Here is a 16,793-nt window from a genome sequence, read left to right as displayed (position 1 = left end):
ACGTCCCCCCATGCCCGGCATCTCCGCGTCTTCCGTCGCATACGGCAAGGATGCGGCGCGATAGAAGATGCTGGCGCGATGGCCGCTTCTCCTGACTTACGGCGTCATTAGCAGAGAGCGTTCATCTGACTACCGTAAGTCGCGATCTGGTGCCGACCGGGCGCCGGGAAGGCGGAGCGAGATGGCACGCTGGGAGAAGATCGCCGGAGGACTGACGGCGATCGCCGCAGGGTCACGCACGAACGTGTGGGGCGTCAACGCCAACGACAACATCTACAAGTACACCAACGAGGACGCCCAGCCCTGGGTGCAGATCGAAGGCGGCCTGAGGGACATCGGTGCGGGTGCCGACGGCACCGTCTGGGGCGTCAACGCCAACGCCCAGATCTACCGCTATGTCGGCGATCGGGGCATCAACCGCTGGGCCAACGTCGCCGGTGGCCTCGTGCGCATCTCCGTGGGGTCGCGCACGAACGTGTGGGGTGTGAACGCCAGCGGCAACATCTACAAGTACACCAACGAGGACGCCCAGCCCTGGGTGCAGATCGAGGGCGGACTCACCGACATCGGTGCGGCCGCCGACGGCACGGTCTGGGGCGTCAACTCCAACGCTCAGATCTTCCGCTACGTCGGCGACCAGGGCGCGAACCGCTGGGTCAACATCCCCGGCGGCCTCGTGCGCATCGACGCCGGATCCCGCACGAATGTGTGGGGCGTCAACGCCAGCGGCAACATCTACAAGTACACCAACGACGACGAGAACCCCTGGGTGCAGATCCCGGGCAGCCTGGTCGACATCGCCGCCGGTGCCGACGGCACCGTCTGGGGCGTCAACGCCAAGGGTGAGATCTACCGGTACGCCGGAGACCAGCCCGGCTAGTCCAGCAAACCGCCCGTCCTGTCCTGGTGATGGCCTTCGACGCCTCGCGCATCGAGGGCCATCACCCACGCCTCGATGGACTTCTCACAGGAAACCGAAACTCGACTGGGGCAAGGAAGCGAATTCGAACCGGACTACGCCGCCCCTGGGCCCCCGCTGTCAGAACGATCCGGCGGTCGGACTGTAAATCTGGGGGACGGGCACGTTGAGTTTGAGGGCAAGGTGCCGCCGTGGGGCTTCCGGTGCCCGGACTGTGGCCGGCCCTGGGCTCCGGGTTCGCTTGCCCTCGGATGATTTGGGTGCTGTCGTCGTTCCGATCGAGCCGAGGACGCACAGGTCAGCGGTTACGGTGGCGGACCATTAGACAGGGTGGTCAAGGGGAAATAACGGTCACTCGCGGTACGGGTTCCGCCTGTTGAGGGGTACCAGCAGGCAAGATCGAGACAATTCCCAAGCGGATAGCGCGGGTTCGATTCCCGTCACCCGCTCCCAAATCGAAGGCCCAGGTCAAGTAGGTCAACCCCGACCCGGGCCTTGACGCCCGTGAAGAGGAGGACATCGGCCCGCTTCTTTGGGTACCTGGTCAGGTGCGCGACCACGTGAGGGACGAGCGCGTCTGGAATCGCGACCGTGCGCAGGCCAGCGCTGGCACGGATGGATGATTCAGGCGGGGATGTTTTGGTCTGAGAGCCGAGGTCAGGAGTCCGCGAGCAACACAATCGCAGGCACCGGCGCCAGCCGCGGAGGCGCGTGGGCAGCCGGTCAGGTTCGGGCGATGTGCCCGGCAGAGATGGTGCTGTAGTGGAAGGTCGGCGGTTCGAGGTAGGTGGAGGGACAGTTTGGGTCCTGGAGATGATGTGGACGGAGAGGCCCTGGCCGATGACGAGCATCAGCGGTTCGCTCACTACCAGCAGGTCCTTGCACGGGTCAGTGCGGGGAATGAAGCTTCTCTGGTGAGCGCCGTTCTCCGCGACGAGGACGTCACGATGGCGCAATCGGCAGTGGTGAGCCACTTGGACCGCCGGGCGGACGAACTCCTCACCGACCCGCGGTTCCCCGACTGGGCTGACGCCATGGCCCCTGTGATCGCACCGCGGGAGTTCCTTACCCGCCGCCTCCGCGAGTGGACACTGCTGCGGTCGGTCAGCGCCGATGACGGGTGGTCCGCCGAGGACGTCTTGGCCGCCTCCGACTGGCTGCAGCGCAAGATCGTGCGGACGGCGACCTCGCCCGCTGCTCTCCGACTGCTCGCGAGCAAGGGAAGGACCCGGCGTGTCCGCAGCACAGCCAGCCGCCAACTGCTGCGGCAGCACCCTTAACGGGGGGCACGGTCACTTGCGGCGTGGTGCTTTGTCAGGTCAGGTCTCGTTCGGAGGCACGGCGACCGGCGCCGTGGCGCGGAGGCTCGTTCGCGGCCAAAAAGGGGTGAGGTCCTGGTGCGGGGACGGTTTGGTGGGGTTCTCTATGTGTGGTCTGGGGTCGGGCCGTCTGGGGTGGTCTCGGTTCTGGTGTAGAGGAGTCCGCGGGCTTGTTCCGCGGCGCGCAGGATGCTTTCGCCGACGAAGTCGAGGTAGCGGGCGATGTTCTCCAGGCGGATGGCGGCGGGGGTGCCGGCGCCGAGGACGCCGACACCGTCGCGTGCGGCTTGGACGAGCTGGTCGTTGTCGCGGGCGCTGCGGATCATCGACTGGTACCAGAGCTCGTCGTCGACGACGTAGCGCTCGCGGCGGCGTTCGTCGCGTTGCCGGCGGATCAGTTCCAGGCTTTCCAGGGACGTGATCGCCTTGGAGACCGAGGCCGGGCTGACCTGGAGGCGCTGGGCCAGTTCGGCCGCGGCGAGGCTGCCGGAGTCGGTGGTGTAGAGGGCCCCGAGGACCCGGGCCATCATCTTGGGCAGGCCCGAGGTCATGAACACGGTGGTGAGGGTCTCCTGGAACTCGCGGACGGCATCGGCGTCACGCCCGTAGGGCTGCGGGGGCGTCTGCGCTGCCCCGGGCGCGGACTGCCTGCGCCGGTGGGTGCGCTGCTGGGTGGCGCGGTGGGCCAGGTCGGCTCGGTAGCCGGCGGGGCCGCCGTTGCGCATCACCTCGCGCGTGATCGTCGAGGTCGGACGGTCGAGGCGGCGGGCGATCTCGGCGTAGGGGAGGCTGTCGGCCAGTCCCAGCGCGATCTGCTGGCGTTCCTGCTGGGTGAGTCTGCCTCCCGGCATCGCGATCTCCTTGCGTCCTTCTCGGTCGGTCTCCGGCGCCCTCCACCTTAGCGTTAACTCTCAATCCATTGCAATGAGCGAGGCCCTTCCCGTTGCATTCTACTCAGGGCTGTTGCAACGATATTGCCTCGTTTAGCTGCGCTGATGTGCGGACGATGCAAAGAAGTAGTTGCCGGATTCTTAAACGCAACGTAGCGTTTGCGTTGTTCGAAACGACAGCGCCGCAAGGTGAACCCCCCGAGGAGCCCGCCGTGAGCATGTTCGCCACCCCCGCCCCGATCGCCGCCGCCTTCGACATCCCCGCCGGGCGCCTCCAGGTCATCGCCGCCGACCGCACCGACACCGCGGTCGAGGTCCGCCCCGCGGACGCCTCCAAGGGCCGCGACGTCAAGGCCGCCGAGCGGACCACCGTCGAGTACGCCGACGGCGTCCTGCGCGTCCACGCGCCGTCCGGCAACCGGGAGTCCGGGGCGGTCGAGGTGACGGTCCAGCTGCCCGCCGGGTCCCGGATCGAGGCTCGGGCCGCCGGCACCGAGTTCCGGGCCGTCGGCCGCCTCGGCGACGTCGTCTTCGACGGCGCCTACCGCCACATCGAGATCGACGAGGCCGCCGGCGTGCGCCTCACCGCCACCGACGGCGACGTCGAGGTCGGCCGGCTGGGCGGCTCCGCCGACATCAGCACCCTGCGCGGCGACATCCGGATCGCCGAGGCCGCGGGCGGGACGGTCGTGCTCGGCACCCGGTCCGGTGACATCTCGGTCGGCGCCGCCGCCGGTGTGTCGGCCTCCCTGGACGCCGGCACCTCCTACGGCCGCGTCATCAACAGCCTCAAGAACGACGGCACCACCGGGCTGGACATCCGCGCGACCACCTCCCGCGGCGACATCGCCGCCCGCAGCCTCTGACCCCCAAGGAGCACCATCATGACGAACCTGGCCATAGCGGCGAACGGGCTGCGCAAGTCCTACCGCGACAAGAAGGGCGACAAGGTCGTCCTCGACGGCATCGACCTGGCCGTCCCCGAGGGGACCGTCTTCTCGCTGCTCGGCCCCAACGGCGCCGGGAAGACCACCACCGTCCAGATCCTGTCCACCCTGATTCCGGCCGACGGCGGCACCGTCCGGGTCGCCGGATACGACCTGGACCGGCAGGCCGACGAGGTGCGCGGCGCGATCGGGGTGACCGGGCAGTACTCGGCCGTGGACAAGCTCCTCACCGGTGAGGAGAACCTGCTGCTTATGGCGGACCTGCACCATCTGTCCCGCAAGGACGGCAGGCGCAAGGCGGCCGAACTGCTGGAGCGCTTCGACCTGGTCGACGCGGCCCGCAAGACCGCCGCGACCTACTCCGGCGGTATGCGGCGGCGGCTCGACCTGGCGATGACGCTCGTCGGCGACCCCCGTCTGATCTTCCTGGACGAGCCCACCACCGGCCTCGACCCGCGCAGCCGCCGCTCCATGTGGCAGATCGTCCGCGAACTCGTCGCGGGCGGCGTCACGATCTTCCTCACCACGCAGTACCTGGAGGAGGCCGACGAGCTCGCCGACCACATCGCCCTCCTCGACCACGGGCGGCTGATCGCCGAAGGCACCGCCGAACAGCTCAAGCGACGCATCCCCGGCGGCCACGTGTCGCTGCGGTTCACCGACGACGACGCCCTCAAGGACGCGCTCAGCGCGCTGGGCCAGGGCTTCGTGGACCCCTCCGACGACGACCGGCTCACCTTGCAGGTCCCGTCCGACGGCGGTGTCGCGTCCCTGCGCGGACTGCTCACCCGGCTGGACGACGCGGGAATCGAACCGGCCGGCCTCAGCGTGCACACCCCCGACCTGGACGACGTCTTCCTCACCCTCACCGACCAGAACGCCGAGGCCCTCCGATGAGCACTCTCACCCTCGCCGCACGCGACTCGTCCACCATGGTCCGGCGCCAGCTCAAGCGCCTGCTCCGCTACCCGTCCATGACCGTCCAGCTGGTCGTCACGCCCGTCATCCTGCTGCTGCTGTTCGTCTACGTCTTCGGCGGGACCCTGGGCGCCGGCCTCGGCGGCGGCCGCGACACGTACGTCGACTACGTGTTGCCCGGCATCCTGCTCATGGCCGTGGCGACGGCCGCGACCGGAACCGCCGTCATGGTCGCCACCGACATGACCGAGGGCATCATCGCCCGCTTCCGCACCATGCGGATCTCCCGCGCCTCGGTCCTGACGGGGCACGTCGTCGGCGCCGTGATCCAGCAGCTCCTGGGCCTGGTCGTGCTGTTCGGGGTCGCCCTGGCGATCGGTTTCCGCCCCAACGCCACCGCCGTCGAATGGCTGGCCGCCGCCGGCCTCCTCACCCTGTTCGCCCTGGCCATCACGTGGCTCGCGGTCGCGCTCGGCCTGACGGCGCAGACCCCCGAGTCCGCGAGCAACGCGCCCATGCCGCTGATCCTGCTGCCGTTCCTGGGGAGCGGTTTCGTCCCGACCGACTCCATGCCCACCGTCCTGCGCTGGTTCGCCGAGTACCAGCCCTTCACCCCCATCATGGAGACCCTTCGCGGTCTCCTCCTGGGCACCCCCATCGGCAACAGCGCCGCCATCGCCACCGCCTGGTGCGTCGGCATCGCCGCCGTCTCGTACCTGTGGGGCAAGCGCACCTTCAACAAGTCCTGACCGTGACCCGGCCGAACAGGGCCGTCAGACCACACCCGGTCTGACGGCCCTGACCTTTTCCCATGGCCCCGAGATGGACGCCCGCGGTCACGACTGCGCTGATGGCTCCGGCTCCCATATGGTCTGCGTCGTGATGAGCCGGTCGGCGGAAATCGAGTGCCGTCTCATCACCGCCTGAGCCTCTGGCCACTTCATCCGGTTCGGCGACGATTCCCCCGCGATCGCCGTCGCCGTCGCCGACTTCCTGGAATCGGACCCCGTGCCGGCGCCACCCGAGGCATGACCAGCCGCCGGGTCGGACGGCCCGAGCCGCGGCGGCGGGAGAACTAGGTACGAGTACTCAGGGGAGCTGAGTACATGGGCTCATGCGCTGCGCGGTGGGTGGACGCAGGGTCGGTGCATGAGGCGACAACAACCTCCCCGCGGCGTTGCTCGTCCGCTGGCGACGGCGGTGGCGGTCGTGACCGCCGTCATCTTGATCGTCGGCGGGCTCGCGCTTGTCGGCGTCCTCGTCTTCATCGTCGTCGGCATGTCCAATTTCGGGAGCAACAAGTGATCCAGCGGATGCTGCTGCTCGCCCGCATGGCCCGTCCGCCGGTCGCCGTGCTGCTGGGACTGTTCGCGGTCACGGGGCTGGCGCAGGCGGGGCACGACGAAGACCACTTGCTGCTGGCCCGGGCGCTCGTCGTCGTCTTCGGGTTCCTGGTGTTCTCGGTGGCCTGCAACGATCTCGCCGACGTGTCCGTCGACCGGGTGAACCTGGCCGGTGATCCGGGACGTCCGCTGGTGGCCGGCACCGCGCACCGCCGCGACATGGTCGTGGTGGGCGCCACCGCCGCCGTCCTGGCGCTGGCGGCGAGCCTCACCCTGCACTGGCCGGCCACGGTGGTGACCTTGGCGGGCCTGGCCATCAGCGCCAACTATTCGCTGCGCCCGGTTCGGTTGGCCGCGCGGGGCGTGCTGGCGCCGCTCGTCCTGCCCGCCTGCTATGTCGCCGTGCCGTACCTGACCGGGATCTTCGCGGTGCGCGGCTCGCCGCGGCGGGACGACCTGCTGCTGCTCGCGGGGTTGTACGTCGGTTTCATCGGCCGGATCCTGCTCAAGGACTTCCGTGACGTCCGCGGCGACGAGATGTTCGGCAAACGTACCTTCCTTGTCCGGCACGGCCGCGGCTGGACGTGCTCGTTCAGCGCCATTTGCTGGATTTCCGGGACGGTCCTGCTGGTGGCGGTCGTCCGGCACCCCACGGTTCAGCTGGTCGCCGTCAATGCCGTGTACCTGGCGGTTGCCCTGCTGCTCCTGCGCGCCCTGGCGACCGAGCGGGGCGCGCGGCGCGACGAACGCCTCGTCGCCGCGATCGCCATCGTCGGACGCGGGATTCTCCTTTCCGTCGTCGTCCATCTGGCGCTCATGAACGCCCAGTGGCCCGCAGCGTGGTACGGGGGCGTAATGGTCGCGGTCTTCGCCTCCCTGCTCAGCCTGGCCTTGACGATGGCGCGCCGCGGCCCGGCCGTCACACCGGCCAGGCGAGCGCCGGTCCGGAGGCTCGTCTCCGGCCCGTCTCGACCGGCCGAACGGACCGACCAGGTTCCGCGGGCCGACGCCGACATGCCGCGCTGAAAACCGGGTTGGGCCGATGGGTCACCTTTGGTGCTTTCGCTGCGTCTGGTGGGTGGACGGCAACGAAGGGCAAGGGGGACGTTGTGACAGCGGAGAGCACGGATCGGGTGGCGGTCTTCGAGCGTGAGCGTCCGCGTCTGCTGGCCGTGGCGTTCCGCGTGGTGGGGTCGGACTCCGACGCACAGGACGTCGTGCAGGAGGCATGGACCAGGTACGCCCAAGCGGACGCCGACCAGATCCGCAACGTGCAGGCGTGGCTGACGACCGTGGTGACCCGGCTGTGCCTGGACGTGCTGCGGCGGTCCCGCGAGTCCCCGCGACGGCCGGAGGACATGCCGGTCTCCGCCGCCGGGCAGGACCCCGAGGACGTCGTGCTGCTGGCGGGGGAGTTGACCGCGGCCTTCACGGTGGTGGTCGAGGAGCTGACGCCGCCGCAGCGGGTCGCGCTCATCCTGCACGATGTGTTCGGCGCGCCCTTCGAGGAGGTCGCGCACATTCTGGACACGACCCCGGGGTCGGCCAAGAAGCTGGCGAGCCGCGCGCGGGCCCGCGTCCGCCGGACCGGGTGGCCCGACGACGAGGCCCGGCAGGCCCGAGAAGTGGTGAGCGCCTTCATGAAGGCCGCCCAGCAGGGCGATATCGACGGGCTCGTCCAGGTTCTGCATCCGGACGTGACGCGGACGGCCGATCCGCAGATCCTGCGGCCCGGCGCCCCGCAACGGGTGCGCGGCCGGCAGGCCGTGATCGAGGAGACCCGCGCGATGCGCGCCGCCGCCCGGCGGGCGCGCCTGGTCGTCATCGACGGACGCCCCGGCATCGCCGTCGGAGCCGGGCACGGGGACGGGCCGCGCGCCGCACTGGTCTTCCACGTCGCCGACGGCCTCATCGTCGGCTACGACGTCGTCGCCGATCCCCGGCGGCTGGCCCTACTGGACATCCAGGACTGACCCATGTTCACCGCCTACATCGCCGTCACCCTCGTCACCGTCGCGATCAACGCCGCGATCGTCGTCGCCGACCTGGCGAAGGCCGACTTCGTGCTGGCCAACTCGGCCGAGGTCGGAGTGCCCCGCTCGCTGCTGCCGCTGCTGGCCGCGCTCAAGGGCGCCGGCGCCGCCGGGCTCGTCCTGGGCCTGCTCGGCCTCGACGTCCTCGGGATCGCCGCCGCCGCTGGACTCACGGCCTTCTTCGTCATCGCCGTCGCCGCCCACATACGGGCCAGGGTCTTCTACAACATCGCCTTCCCCGGCGCCTACCTCGCCCTGGCCACCGCCTCGCTCGTCCTCGCGATCACGCACTGACGGGCATGCGGAGCCCGAGCCGAAGGCGCACGGCCTCCACGGTCGCGGGGACGGGTCGGTGTTTTGGGGGGTGCATGGGGGATAGGGAGCGGACAAGTGATGTCGTGCCTGGGGGAGGCTGGGGATGAGCATGCCGCAGAAGATGGTTCGCCGGCTGGAGCGGGCGGAGCCGCTCGACAAGGCCGCCAAGCCGTTGAGCAAGCTGGTTCAGCGGGCGGTGCAGCCGCGATTCGTCCGGAACATGCTCAGCGGGACCAATCTGGGGCATCCGCTGCACCCGGCGCTCACGGACGTGACGATCGGCGCGTGGAGCATGGCGACGCTGCTCGACGCCGTCGGCGGATGCGAGGCCGAACCGGCGGCCGACCTGCTGGTGAAGACCGGTGTGATCGCGGCCGTGCCCACCGCCCTCACCGGGATGAACGACTGGTCCGACACCCTGGACGGCGACCGGCGGGTGGGGCTCGTCCACGCCGCGGCCAACACCGTGGCGCTGGGCCTCTTCGCGGCGTCCATGGTCGAGCGCGCCCGGGGCAACCGGTTCAGCGGCAAGGCGCTGGGGTTCGCCGGGTTCGGGTTCATGTCGATGAGCGCCTACCTCGGCGGTCACCTGTCCTTCACGAAGGGCGTCAACGTCAACCGCACCGCCTGGCAGGAGGGCCCGGAGGACTGGACGCCGGTGCTGGGCGAGAACGAGCTGGCCGAGGGCGGGCACCGCACGGCGGACGCGGGCGGCGTGCAGATCCTGCTCCACCGGACGGACGGCAAGGTGTACGCGCTGGCCGCCACGTGCAGCCACATGGGCGGCCCGCTGCCCGAGGGGACGTTCGAGCGCGGCTGCGTCACCTGCCCGTGGCACGGCAGCACCTTCCGGTTCAAGGACGGCGGCATCGTGCGCGGCCCCGCCAGTTCGCCGCAGCCCTGCTACGAGACGCGCGTCCACGACGGACGCATCGAGGTGCGCGTCCCGCCGGAAGGGATCCCGGTCGGCCCGGCCAAGGAGCGCCACGCCCGGACGAGCCGCCGCCTCCTGGCCCGCATCCCCGCGACCTGACGGCCCGACCGAGCCGAGCGCCCGCCCGGCCGGGGCCGGGGCTCAGCGGCGTCCGCCGAACTCCCACGAGTGGACTTCGACGTCCGCGTACAGCTCCGGGGGCAGTACGGCGCGTGCCGCGTCCGGGTCGGCCGCCCGGACGAGCGCCGCCGTCCCCACCCAGAGGGCGCCGTCGTCGGACAGCAGCGGCCCGTACGCGACCAGATCGTCGTCCTCGGGCGGCGGGGCGAGGTCGGCGCCCGTCCCCGACCCGAGGCCCAGCACGAGGAAGCGGTCGCCGCCCGTCCGGCCGCCGGGGAAGTCCCACATCGTCCGTCCCAGCAGGTTGCGCCACCGGCGCACGAGCACGTCGCGGTACACGCCGGCCTGGTAGCCGGGCTCGTCGAACGCGAACGCGCGGGCCGCGGCGGGATCGGGCAGGTCGGCGATGTGGACGCTGCCGGTGGGCGTCTCCCCGTCGCCGGCCAGCGTCGGGCCGCGGGCGATCAGCTCCGCCGCGAACCGGTCCATGTAGGCCCAGTGGTCTTCCAGCAGTTCCATGCGCAGGGGCAGGGAGTCGGGCCGGTCCCGGTGGTAGACGAAGAATTCCATGCCCGCCAGTATTTCCCACCTTTCCCGGACGGGCCGGGCGTCACCCGCCCGCCGCCGTGGACTTCGCGGTGAGGTGGGCCATCAGTTGCGCGGGCGCGTCCTCCTGGAGGAGGTGGCCGGCTCCCTCGATCCAGTGGAGTTCGGCGTGCGGGATCTTCCCGTGCAGCCACTCGGCGTACGGCGGGGGGAGGATGCGGTCCTCGCGGCCCCAGGCGAGGCGCACCGGCAGTGTGATGCCGTCCAGCAGATGCTCGTACTCGGCGGTGTCCGCCTCCCTGATCTGGCTGTACTGGCGGTAGAACGCGGCCTGCCCTTCCGCGCCCAGCCAGGGCGCGAGGTAGGCGTCGAGGACGCCCGGCCGGAAACCGGCGTGCGTGGCGTGCCGCAGGTGGCTGGCCACCAGCGCCTCGTGGGCGTAGCCGGGAAGCTGACGGAGGACGTCCGCCTGTTGCAGGATGAGCTGGAACAGCCCTCTCTCCCACCGGCCGCCGCTCACCGCGTCGAAGAGGGTGAGGTCCCGGAAGTCCGCGCCTTCCAGCAGCAGCGCCCGCAGCGCGACCGCTCCGCCGATGTCGTGGGCGACGACGCTCGGGCGCGGCAGTTCCCAGTGGTCCAGGAGCCGGCTGAAGTTCCTCGCGTGCGCGGCCAGGCTGAGGTCCTGGCCTTCGCGTCGGTCCGATCGGCCGAACCCCAGATGGTCGAAGACGAAGACCGTCCGGGTCAGCGCGAGCCCCGGCGCGATGTCCCGCCACAGATAGGACGAGTACGGGGTGCCGTGCACGAGCACGATCGGGTCGCCGCTGCCCATCACCGCCCATCGCACGATCCCGCCGGGCGTCTGGAACTCTTCGTCCAGCCTCCAGTCCACGGTCACCCTCCTGTTTCGTCCGGATACGGCATGACCGCAATCCCCGCATATGCAGTCCGCTATGCCGCCGTTCGGCGCACCGGACTCGCCCCGGCGCGGCGGACGGGACGTCCCGGAGAGCGGGATCGGGCCGGTGGGCGGGCGGCGGGTGCAGCACGCTCGCGACCATGGACGTTCAGCGGACCGAGTGGTCGGATCGCCGGGAGATCAACGACGTCGTCCTGCGGTACTGCCGCGGGATCGACCGGCTGGACTTCGATCTCGTCCGGTCGGCGTACCACCCTGACGCCGTCGACCACCACACCGGCTTCGACGGGACCTTGGACGAGTACATCGCCTGGGTCGAGCCCAAGCTGCGCGCGAGGCGCGGCGGGACGATGCACATCGTCGCCAACCATCTCGTCGAACTGCTCGGCGACACCGCCATCAGCGAGACGTACGGGACGTCCGTCCACTGGGGGGAGCCCGCCGACGACCCGCGGGCCAATTTCACCAGCGGCGTGCGGTTCGTCGACCACATGGCCTGGCGGGACGGACGGTGGGCGATCGCCGAGCGGTGGGCCGTCCGGGAGTGGACCAGGTCCGACGCCGGCCGGCTGATGGCCAAGGAGGCCGCGGGACCGGCCGGCAGCAGGGACGGCGACGACCCGCTGCGCCGGCTCCAGCGGACGTTGCGGGGAACGGAGACGAACGCGTGAAGATAGGTATCAGCTCGCCGATCGTGGCGCTGGCGGGAAAGCGCCCGGCGTGGGAGGCCGAGGCGGGGACCGCCGAGCTCGTCCAGGTCGCGCAGGCGGCCGACCGGCTCGGATACGAGTTCATGACCTGCGGGGACCATGTGGCCGTGCCGCCCGGACTGCCGCGCGGCGAGCGCTTCTACGACCCGCTGGCGACCTTCGCCTTCCTGGCCGGCCGGACGCGCCGGCTCCGGTTCCTGCCGTACGTGCTCGTGCTGCCCTTCTACCACCCGCTGGAGATCGCCAAGCGGTACGGGACGCTCGACCACCTCAGCGGCGGGCGGCTGGTCCTCGGGTTCGGGGTCGGGAACCTGAAGGAGGAGTTCGACCTGCTCGGCGTCCCCTTCGCCGACCGCGGGCCGCGCGCCGACGACGCCCTCAAGGCGCTGCGGGCGGCCCTGGCCGGACGGCTGGTGTCGTACGAGGGCCCGTACTACGCGTTCCAGGACATGGTGGTCGACCCGCACGCCGTCCAACCGCGGGTGCCGATGTGGATCGGCGGGCACAGCGAGCGCGCCCTGCGCCGCGCCGTCACGCTCGGCGACGGCTGGGCCCCGGCGCCGCAGTCGTTCCGCGGGCCCACGCCGGAGCTGATGCGGCAGATGCTGGACCGGCACGAGCTGCCGGACGGCTTCGACGTCCTCCTCACTCCGGGCGAGCGCCTGGACCCGGTCAACGAGCCCGGCCGGGTGCACGAGATCATCGCCACGGCCGAGCGGGCGGGCGCGACCCAGATCAACCTGACCGTCCGGCACGAGTCGCTCTCCCACTACCTGGAGCAACTGGAGTCCTTCGCGGAGACGGCCGGCCTCGACGTCCACGACGGCGGACCTGCCATGTGATCCGGACGCCGGCTCGCGGCGCCGTCCGCGCCGCCACGATTCGCCGGGTGGTGCTATCGGGGCACGGGTCGGGGTGACTAATGTGCCGCTGTGATGCGGGATGCGGGAAAGGTCGTGATCGGCCGGTACCGGCTGCTGGAGCTGCTGGGCGAGGGCGGGATGGGCGCCGTCTGGCGCGCGCACGACGAGCGGATGCGCCGGGACGTCGCGCTCAAGCAGCTCAAGCTGCCGTCGACCCTGGAGGCCGGAGTCCGCGAGCACCTGGTCGCGCGCATGGAGCGGGAGGCGCGGTCGATCGGGATGCTCAAGCACCCCGGCGTCATCACCGTGTACGACCAGTTCCACGACGACGACGGCCTGCCGTGGATCGTCATGGAGCTGGTGCGGGGCCGCTCCCTCGACGCCGCCATCAGGGAGGACGGCCCCCTGGACGAGGCGGAGGCCGCCCGGGTCGGCGCGCAGATCGCCGAGGCGGTCGCCGCCGCGCACGAGGCGCGGATCGTGCACCGCGACATCAAGCCCGCCAACATCCTGCTGGAGGGACGGCGGGTCGTGCTCACCGACTTCGGGATCGCCGCCGTCCCCGGAGAGACCACCCTCACCGCGACCGGCGCCCTGGTCGGCACCCCCCGCGTACCTGTCTCCGGAGCAGGTCGACGACCGCGAGGCCACGGCCGCGTCCGACGTCTGGTCCCTGGGCGCCACCCTGTACGCCGCCGTCGAGGGACGCCCCGCCTTCACCGGGACCAGCGCCGCGGCCCTGCTCCTGGCCATCTCCCAGGGCAGATACGCGCCCGTCCAGCGGGCCCGGCGGCTGGCTCCCGTCCTGGACGACATGATGCGCCGCGACCCCGGGCGACGTCCCACCGCCAAGGCGGTCGCCGCCGCCCTCACCGCGCTGGCCGCCGAGGCGCCCGCCGCCACTCAACCGGCTGTGCCCGCCCCGGACCCGGGCCCCGTCCCGCCACCGCTCCCGGAGCTTTCGCGCCGCGCCCTCCTCGTCACCGGCGGCATCGCCGCCGTGGCCGTGGCCGTCCCCGTCGGGTACCTCCTCTCCCGCGACGAGCCCGGAAAGCCGCGCCCGACCCCCACCGCGGCTCCGGCGTCCGCCGACCCGGCCGCCCTCGGGCAGCCCCTCGCCGGACATGCGGGCGCCGTGAACGCGGTCGCGTTCAGCCCCGATGGCACGACCTTGGTCTCCGTGAGCGACGACAAGACGGTGCTGCTGTGGGACGTGGCCACCCGCACGTCCAAAGGCAAGCCACTCGTCGGCCATACGGGGCCCGTGAACGCGGTCGCGTTCAGCCCCGATGGCACGACCCTGGTCACCGGGAGCGACGACGAGACAGTGCGGTTCTGGGACGTGTCCACCCACGCGCCCATCGGCAAGCCTCTCGCCGGTCACACGGCCGCCGTCACGTCGGTGGCGTTCAGCCCCGATGGCAGGGTCCTGGCCAGCACGGGCGGCACCAACGTCTGGTTGCGGAACCCGGACACCCGCAAACCCGTCGACGATCTCCTCGCCCACAGCAACGCCGTCACCCAGGCGGCGTTCAGTCCCAACGGGAAGACCCTGGTCACAGCGGCCGGAACCCCGGGCGACACGATCCACGTGTGGGACAGGACCGCCCCCAGGCTCCTCTGGCGCAGCCTCGAACGCAACGCCGGCAACGTCGGCTCGGTGGCGTTCAGCCCCGACAGCAAGACCCTGGCCACCTGCTCGTTCACCGAAAACGACGCGCAGTTGTGGAACGTGGCGACCCGCAAGCCCCGAGGCCGGCCCTTCACCGGCCACACGGGCGGCGTCCTCGCGGTGGCGTTCACTCCTGACGGCAAGACGCTCGTCACCGGAAGCGAGGACGAGACGGTGCGCTTCTGGGACGTGACCAGCCGCAAGCCCCTCGGCCGGCCCCTCACCGGCCACAAGGCCGCCGTCGAAGCGGTCGCGATGAGCCCTGACGGCAAGACCCTCGCCACCGCGAGCCAAGACCACACCGTCCGGCTCTGGGACGTGGCAGCGGCAACCCGCCGAACCCCCGCCTGAACGGCGCACCCACAGCCGGTCCGCCCCCGCGCCGCAATTGCGATGGGGCCCTGAAAGCGCCGCCTTCGGGGCCCCGTCGGCCGGCGTCGTCAGCTGTCCGGGCGCGTCATCCTGAAGCGGGCCGCGTTGCCTTCAGCGGTCCACCGGTGGAAGCCGGCCTCCTCCAGCCGGTGCCGCTCTCCGCCGCGGGCGCGTCCGGGCATCCCGCACCGGGCCCGTCAGCGGGCGGGACCGAGCAGGTCCCATCGGTTGCCGGCGATGTCACGGAACACGGCGACCCGCCCATAGTGCTCGGCGCGAGGCGCGGAGACGAACTCGACGCCGGCGGTCGTCATGCGTTCGTAGGCGGCATCGAAGTCGTCCACGCGCAAGAAGAACCCGACACGGCCGGCGACCTGGTCGCCGACGGCGCCGGCCTGGCGCCTGCCGTCCGCGCGGGCGAGCAGGACGCCGGTCTCGGCCCCGGGCGGCCGGACGACGACCCACCGTTTGGGACGGCCATCGTTGGTGTGTGAGGGAGAGTCCTCGACGAGGTCGAACCCCAGAGCGCCGGTGAAGTAGGCGATGGCTCGGTCGTAGTCGTCCACGACGATCGTGATCAGGTCGAGTCGCACCTTCATGAGCGTACGGACATTCTCGGGCCTTTTCAGGAAGGCGGTGGTGGTGCTGTCCGCGCCGTCGTCCGCCCACCCACCACGCCGCCGGGGGACGAGGTCTGTGCGGTCAAGCCGAAGCCTGCGGGCAAGGTGCTGCAGGGGTACCGGGAGAACTGGGACGGCGCGTCCAACGGCGTCCATCCGCCGTTCGGCTGGACGCCGATCGACAACCCGGTCATCGGGCAGCACGGGTACAACGTGATCAATGCGGCGTTCCCCGTCATCCGGTCGGACGGCACCGTCCTGTGGGAGGCCGGCATGGACTCGACCGTCAAGGTCGCCACCCCGGCCGAGATGTGCGCGGCGAAGGCCGCGGGCGCCACCGTCCTGATGTCGATCGGCGGCGCCACCGCGGGCATCGACCTCAGCTCCAGCAGCGTCGCCGACCGCTTCGTGGAGACGGTCGTGCCGATCCTGAAGAGGTACACCCACTTCGGCGGGCAGCTGGAGGGCCTGATGACCTGGTCCGTCAACTGGGACGGCTCGAAGGGCTGGACGTTCGGCGACAACGTCCGCGGCCTCCAGGGCAGGTGACGGTCCGGGGGACGGCCGCCGGGCCGTCCCCCGGCGCCGGGCTTGACCTTGACGCCGGTGTGAAGGGATAGCGTCGCAAACGGCCACGAGGAGGGCGGATGCGGATCGGGGAACTCGCCGCACGCGCGGGCGTCAGCACCCGCACGCTGCGCTACTACGAGCAGCAGGGGCTGCTGCCGGCGCGGCGGGCGGCCAACGGGTACCGGCAGTACGAGGAGTCCGACGTCCGGCTCGTCTCGGAGATCCGCTCGCTGCTGGCGGCCGGGTTCACGCTGGACGACACCCGCCCGTTCGTCGACTGCCTGCGGGCCGGGCACGCCGACGGCGCGTCCTGCCCGGAGTCCGTCGCGGTGTACCGGCGGAAGCTCGCGGAGATCGACGCCGAGATCCGCACCCTGATCCGCCTCCGCGCGGACGTGGCCGACCAGCTCACGCGCGCCTGCCCGGGCTGCGCGCTCTCGACGGAGGCGACGAATGATCACACTGACCAGCGAGAACTTCGACGAGCGGGTGCTCCGCGCCGGCAAGCCGGTACTGGTCGAATTCTGGGCGGACTGGTGCCCGCCCTGCAAGATGATCGCGCCGATCCTGGAGCAGATCGAGGCCGAGCACGGCGACCGGCTGACCGTCGCGAAGATCAACGGCGATGAGCACCCGGACATCGTGTCCCGGTACGGCGTCATGGGCTTCCCCACGCTCAACCTCTACCGCGACGGCGAGGTCGTCCGGCAGATCGTCGGCGCCCGGCCCAAGCGCGCCCTGCTCGCCGACCTGGACGGCCATTTCTGACCCGCGCCGGGGGAC

19 protein-coding genes and 3 pseudogenes are annotated in these 16,793 nt (G+C 71.1%); 18 read left to right on the top strand and 4 right to left on the bottom strand.

What is annotated here, in order from left to right; all coding sequences use genetic code 11:
• The first annotated feature begins 181 nt into the window (after window positions 1–181).
• On the top strand, window positions 182–880 hold the full coding sequence (locus ACA511_RS00665) for a tectonin domain-containing protein (protein ID WP_375022018.1): 699 nt from the start codon (window positions 182–184) through the stop codon (window positions 878–880).
• Window positions 881–1,737: 857 nt separating this feature from the next.
• Window positions 1,738–2,199 carry a hypothetical protein gene (locus ACA511_RS00660; protein WP_375022017.1) on the top strand — a complete coding sequence of 154 codons (462 nt, stop codon included), beginning with the start codon at window positions 1,738–1,740 and terminating at the stop codon, window positions 2,197–2,199.
• 143 nt (window positions 2,200–2,342) lie between these two features.
• On the opposite strand, the gene ACA511_RS00655 is transcribed toward ACA511_RS00660, so the two are convergent.
• The gene (locus tag ACA511_RS00655; protein ID WP_375022016.1) at window positions 2,343–3,089 is read right to left on the bottom strand and encodes a helix-turn-helix domain-containing protein; all 747 of its coding nucleotides are present in this window, start codon (window positions 3,087–3,089) and stop codon (window positions 2,343–2,345) included.
• A gap of 251 nt (window positions 3,090–3,340) precedes the next feature.
• On the opposite strand from ACA511_RS00655, the gene ACA511_RS00650 reads away from it, so the two are divergent.
• From ACA511_RS00650 to ACA511_RS00615, 8 genes are all read left to right on the top strand, one after another.
• Entirely contained in the window at window positions 3,341–3,994 is a 654-nt protein-coding gene (locus ACA511_RS00650; protein WP_375022015.1) for a DUF4097 family beta strand repeat-containing protein, read from the top strand.
• 18 nt (window positions 3,995–4,012) lie between these two features.
• Window positions 4,013–4,972: an ATP-binding cassette domain-containing protein gene (locus ACA511_RS00645; protein WP_375022014.1), complete on the top strand. Its 960-nt coding sequence runs from the start codon at window positions 4,013–4,015 to the stop codon at window positions 4,970–4,972.
• Window positions 4,969–5,742 (top strand): ABC transporter permease, encoded by a 774-nt coding sequence (locus ACA511_RS00640; protein WP_375022013.1) that lies wholly within the window; start codon window positions 4,969–4,971, stop codon window positions 5,740–5,742. The genes ACA511_RS00645 and ACA511_RS00640 overlap by 4 nt, the downstream gene beginning before the upstream one ends.
• Window positions 5,743–6,142: 400 nt before the next feature.
• The gene (locus ACA511_RS00635) at window positions 6,143–6,298 is read left to right on the top strand and encodes a hypothetical protein (RefSeq protein ID WP_375022012.1); all 156 of its coding nucleotides are present in this window, start codon (window positions 6,143–6,145) and stop codon (window positions 6,296–6,298) included.
• Window positions 6,295–7,362, top strand: a complete 1,068-nt coding sequence (locus ACA511_RS00630; protein ID WP_375022011.1) for a UbiA prenyltransferase family protein — start codon at window positions 6,295–6,297, stop codon at window positions 7,360–7,362. Before ACA511_RS00635 ends, ACA511_RS00630 begins: the two co-directional genes overlap by 4 nt.
• Before the next feature lie 83 nt (window positions 7,363–7,445).
• Window positions 7,446–8,309, top strand: coding sequence for a sigma-70 family RNA polymerase sigma factor (locus tag ACA511_RS00625; protein WP_375022010.1), 864 nt, complete (start codon window positions 7,446–7,448; stop codon window positions 8,307–8,309).
• Window positions 8,310–8,312: 3 nt separating this feature from the next.
• Complete coding sequence (locus ACA511_RS00620; RefSeq protein ID WP_375022009.1) at window positions 8,313–8,663, top strand: DoxX family protein; 351 nt, start codon at window positions 8,313–8,315, stop codon at window positions 8,661–8,663.
• 124 nt (window positions 8,664–8,787) lie between these two features.
• A complete protein-coding gene (locus ACA511_RS00615; RefSeq protein WP_375022008.1) occupies window positions 8,788–9,717 on the top strand; it encodes a Rieske 2Fe-2S domain-containing protein in 930 nt (309 codons plus the stop codon).
• Window positions 9,718–9,759: 42 nt separating this feature from the next.
• Here the strand turns inward: ACA511_RS00615 and ACA511_RS00610 are convergent, their stop codons facing one another.
• Together ACA511_RS00610 and ACA511_RS00605 are read right to left on the bottom strand one after the other, a co-directional pair.
• Window positions 9,760–10,308, bottom strand: a complete 549-nt coding sequence (locus ACA511_RS00610; protein WP_375022007.1) for a YciI family protein — start codon at window positions 10,306–10,308, stop codon at window positions 9,760–9,762.
• 40 nt (window positions 10,309–10,348) lie between these two features.
• A complete protein-coding gene (locus ACA511_RS00605) occupies window positions 10,349–11,176 on the bottom strand; it encodes an alpha/beta fold hydrolase (protein WP_375022006.1) in 828 nt (275 codons plus the stop codon).
• A 167-nt stretch (window positions 11,177–11,343) separates the two neighbouring features.
• Between ACA511_RS00605 and ACA511_RS00600 the strand changes: the two genes are divergently transcribed.
• The 5 genes and pseudogenes from ACA511_RS00600 to ACA511_RS00580 all read left to right on the top strand — a co-directional run bounded on the left by ACA511_RS00600 (window position 11,344) and on the right by ACA511_RS00580 (window position 14,799).
• Window positions 11,344–11,874, top strand: a complete 531-nt coding sequence (locus ACA511_RS00600; RefSeq protein ID WP_375022005.1) for a nuclear transport factor 2 family protein — start codon at window positions 11,344–11,346, stop codon at window positions 11,872–11,874.
• On the top strand, window positions 11,871–12,755 hold the full coding sequence (locus tag ACA511_RS00595; RefSeq protein WP_375022004.1) for a TIGR03619 family F420-dependent LLM class oxidoreductase: 885 nt from the start codon (window positions 11,871–11,873) through the stop codon (window positions 12,753–12,755). The genes ACA511_RS00600 and ACA511_RS00595 overlap by 4 nt, the downstream gene beginning before the upstream one ends.
• 93 nt (window positions 12,756–12,848) lie before the next feature.
• Window positions 12,849–13,340 (top strand): annotated as a pseudogene (locus ACA511_RS00590) (serine/threonine-protein kinase); the annotation flags it as partial.
• A 49-nt stretch (window positions 13,341–13,389) separates the two neighbouring features.
• Window positions 13,390–13,632, top strand: a pseudogene (locus tag ACA511_RS00585) (protein kinase); the annotation flags it as partial.
• A gap of 57 nt (window positions 13,633–13,689) precedes the next feature.
• A complete protein-coding gene (locus ACA511_RS00580) occupies window positions 13,690–14,799 on the top strand; it encodes a WD40 repeat domain-containing protein (protein ID WP_375024659.1) in 1,110 nt (369 codons plus the stop codon).
• A gap of 218 nt (window positions 14,800–15,017) precedes the next feature.
• Here the strand turns inward: ACA511_RS00580 and ACA511_RS00575 are convergent, their stop codons facing one another.
• Complete coding sequence (locus tag ACA511_RS00575) at window positions 15,018–15,413, bottom strand: VOC family protein (RefSeq protein ID WP_375022003.1); 396 nt, start codon at window positions 15,411–15,413, stop codon at window positions 15,018–15,020.
• Between the two features lie 132 nt (window positions 15,414–15,545).
• On the opposite strand from ACA511_RS00575, the gene ACA511_RS00570 reads away from it, so the two are divergent.
• The 3 genes and pseudogenes from ACA511_RS00570 (at window position 15,546) to trxA (ending at window position 16,778) form a co-directional block, all read left to right on the top strand.
• Window positions 15,546–15,989 (top strand): hypothetical protein, encoded by a 444-nt coding sequence (locus tag ACA511_RS00570; protein WP_375022002.1) that lies wholly within the window; start codon window positions 15,546–15,548, stop codon window positions 15,987–15,989.
• A 98-nt stretch (window positions 15,990–16,087) separates the two neighbouring features.
• Window positions 16,088–16,345: pseudogene (locus ACA511_RS00565) on the top strand (MerR family transcriptional regulator); the annotation flags it as partial.
• A gap of 118 nt (window positions 16,346–16,463) precedes the next feature.
• Window positions 16,464–16,778, top strand: coding sequence for a thioredoxin (gene trxA / locus ACA511_RS00560; protein ID WP_375022001.1), 315 nt, complete (start codon window positions 16,464–16,466; stop codon window positions 16,776–16,778).
• Window positions 16,779–16,793: the final 15 nt, after the last annotated feature.

The organism is Actinomadura sp. GTD37 (assembly GCF_041951365.1).
Taxonomy (GTDB): domain Bacteria; phylum Actinomycetota; class Actinomycetes; order Streptosporangiales; family Streptosporangiaceae; genus Spirillospora.
The sequence above is the reverse complement of the archived record's forward strand: the minus strand, read 5'-3'. Positions and strand labels throughout refer to the sequence as shown.

Bases quoted from the DNA above. Each gene is read 5' to 3' on its own strand.
- ACA511_RS00655 (WP_375022016.1), bottom strand. From the start codon at position 3,089: ATGCCGGGAGGCAGACTCACCCAGCAGGAACGCCAGCAGATCGCGCTG.
- ACA511_RS00600 (WP_375022005.1), top strand. From the start codon at position 11,344: ATGGACGTTCAGCGGACCGAGTGGTCGGATCGCCGGGAGATCAACGAC.
- ACA511_RS00665 (WP_375022018.1), top strand. From the start codon at position 182: ATGGCACGCTGGGAGAAGATCGCCGGAGGACTGACGGCGATCGCCGCA.
- ACA511_RS00615 (WP_375022008.1), top strand. From the start codon at position 8,788: ATGAGCATGCCGCAGAAGATGGTTCGCCGGCTGGAGCGGGCGGAGCCG.
- trxA (WP_375022001.1), top strand. From the start codon at position 16,464: ATGATCACACTGACCAGCGAGAACTTCGACGAGCGGGTGCTCCGCGCC.
- ACA511_RS00635 (WP_375022012.1), top strand. From the start codon at position 6,143: ATGAGGCGACAACAACCTCCCCGCGGCGTTGCTCGTCCGCTGGCGACG.
- ACA511_RS00620 (WP_375022009.1), top strand. From the start codon at position 8,313: ATGTTCACCGCCTACATCGCCGTCACCCTCGTCACCGTCGCGATCAAC.
- ACA511_RS00640 (WP_375022013.1), top strand. From the start codon at position 4,969: ATGAGCACTCTCACCCTCGCCGCACGCGACTCGTCCACCATGGTCCGG.
- ACA511_RS00610 (WP_375022007.1), bottom strand. From the start codon at position 10,308: ATGGAATTCTTCGTCTACCACCGGGACCGGCCCGACTCCCTGCCCCTG.
- ACA511_RS00645 (WP_375022014.1), top strand. From the start codon at position 4,013: ATGACGAACCTGGCCATAGCGGCGAACGGGCTGCGCAAGTCCTACCGC.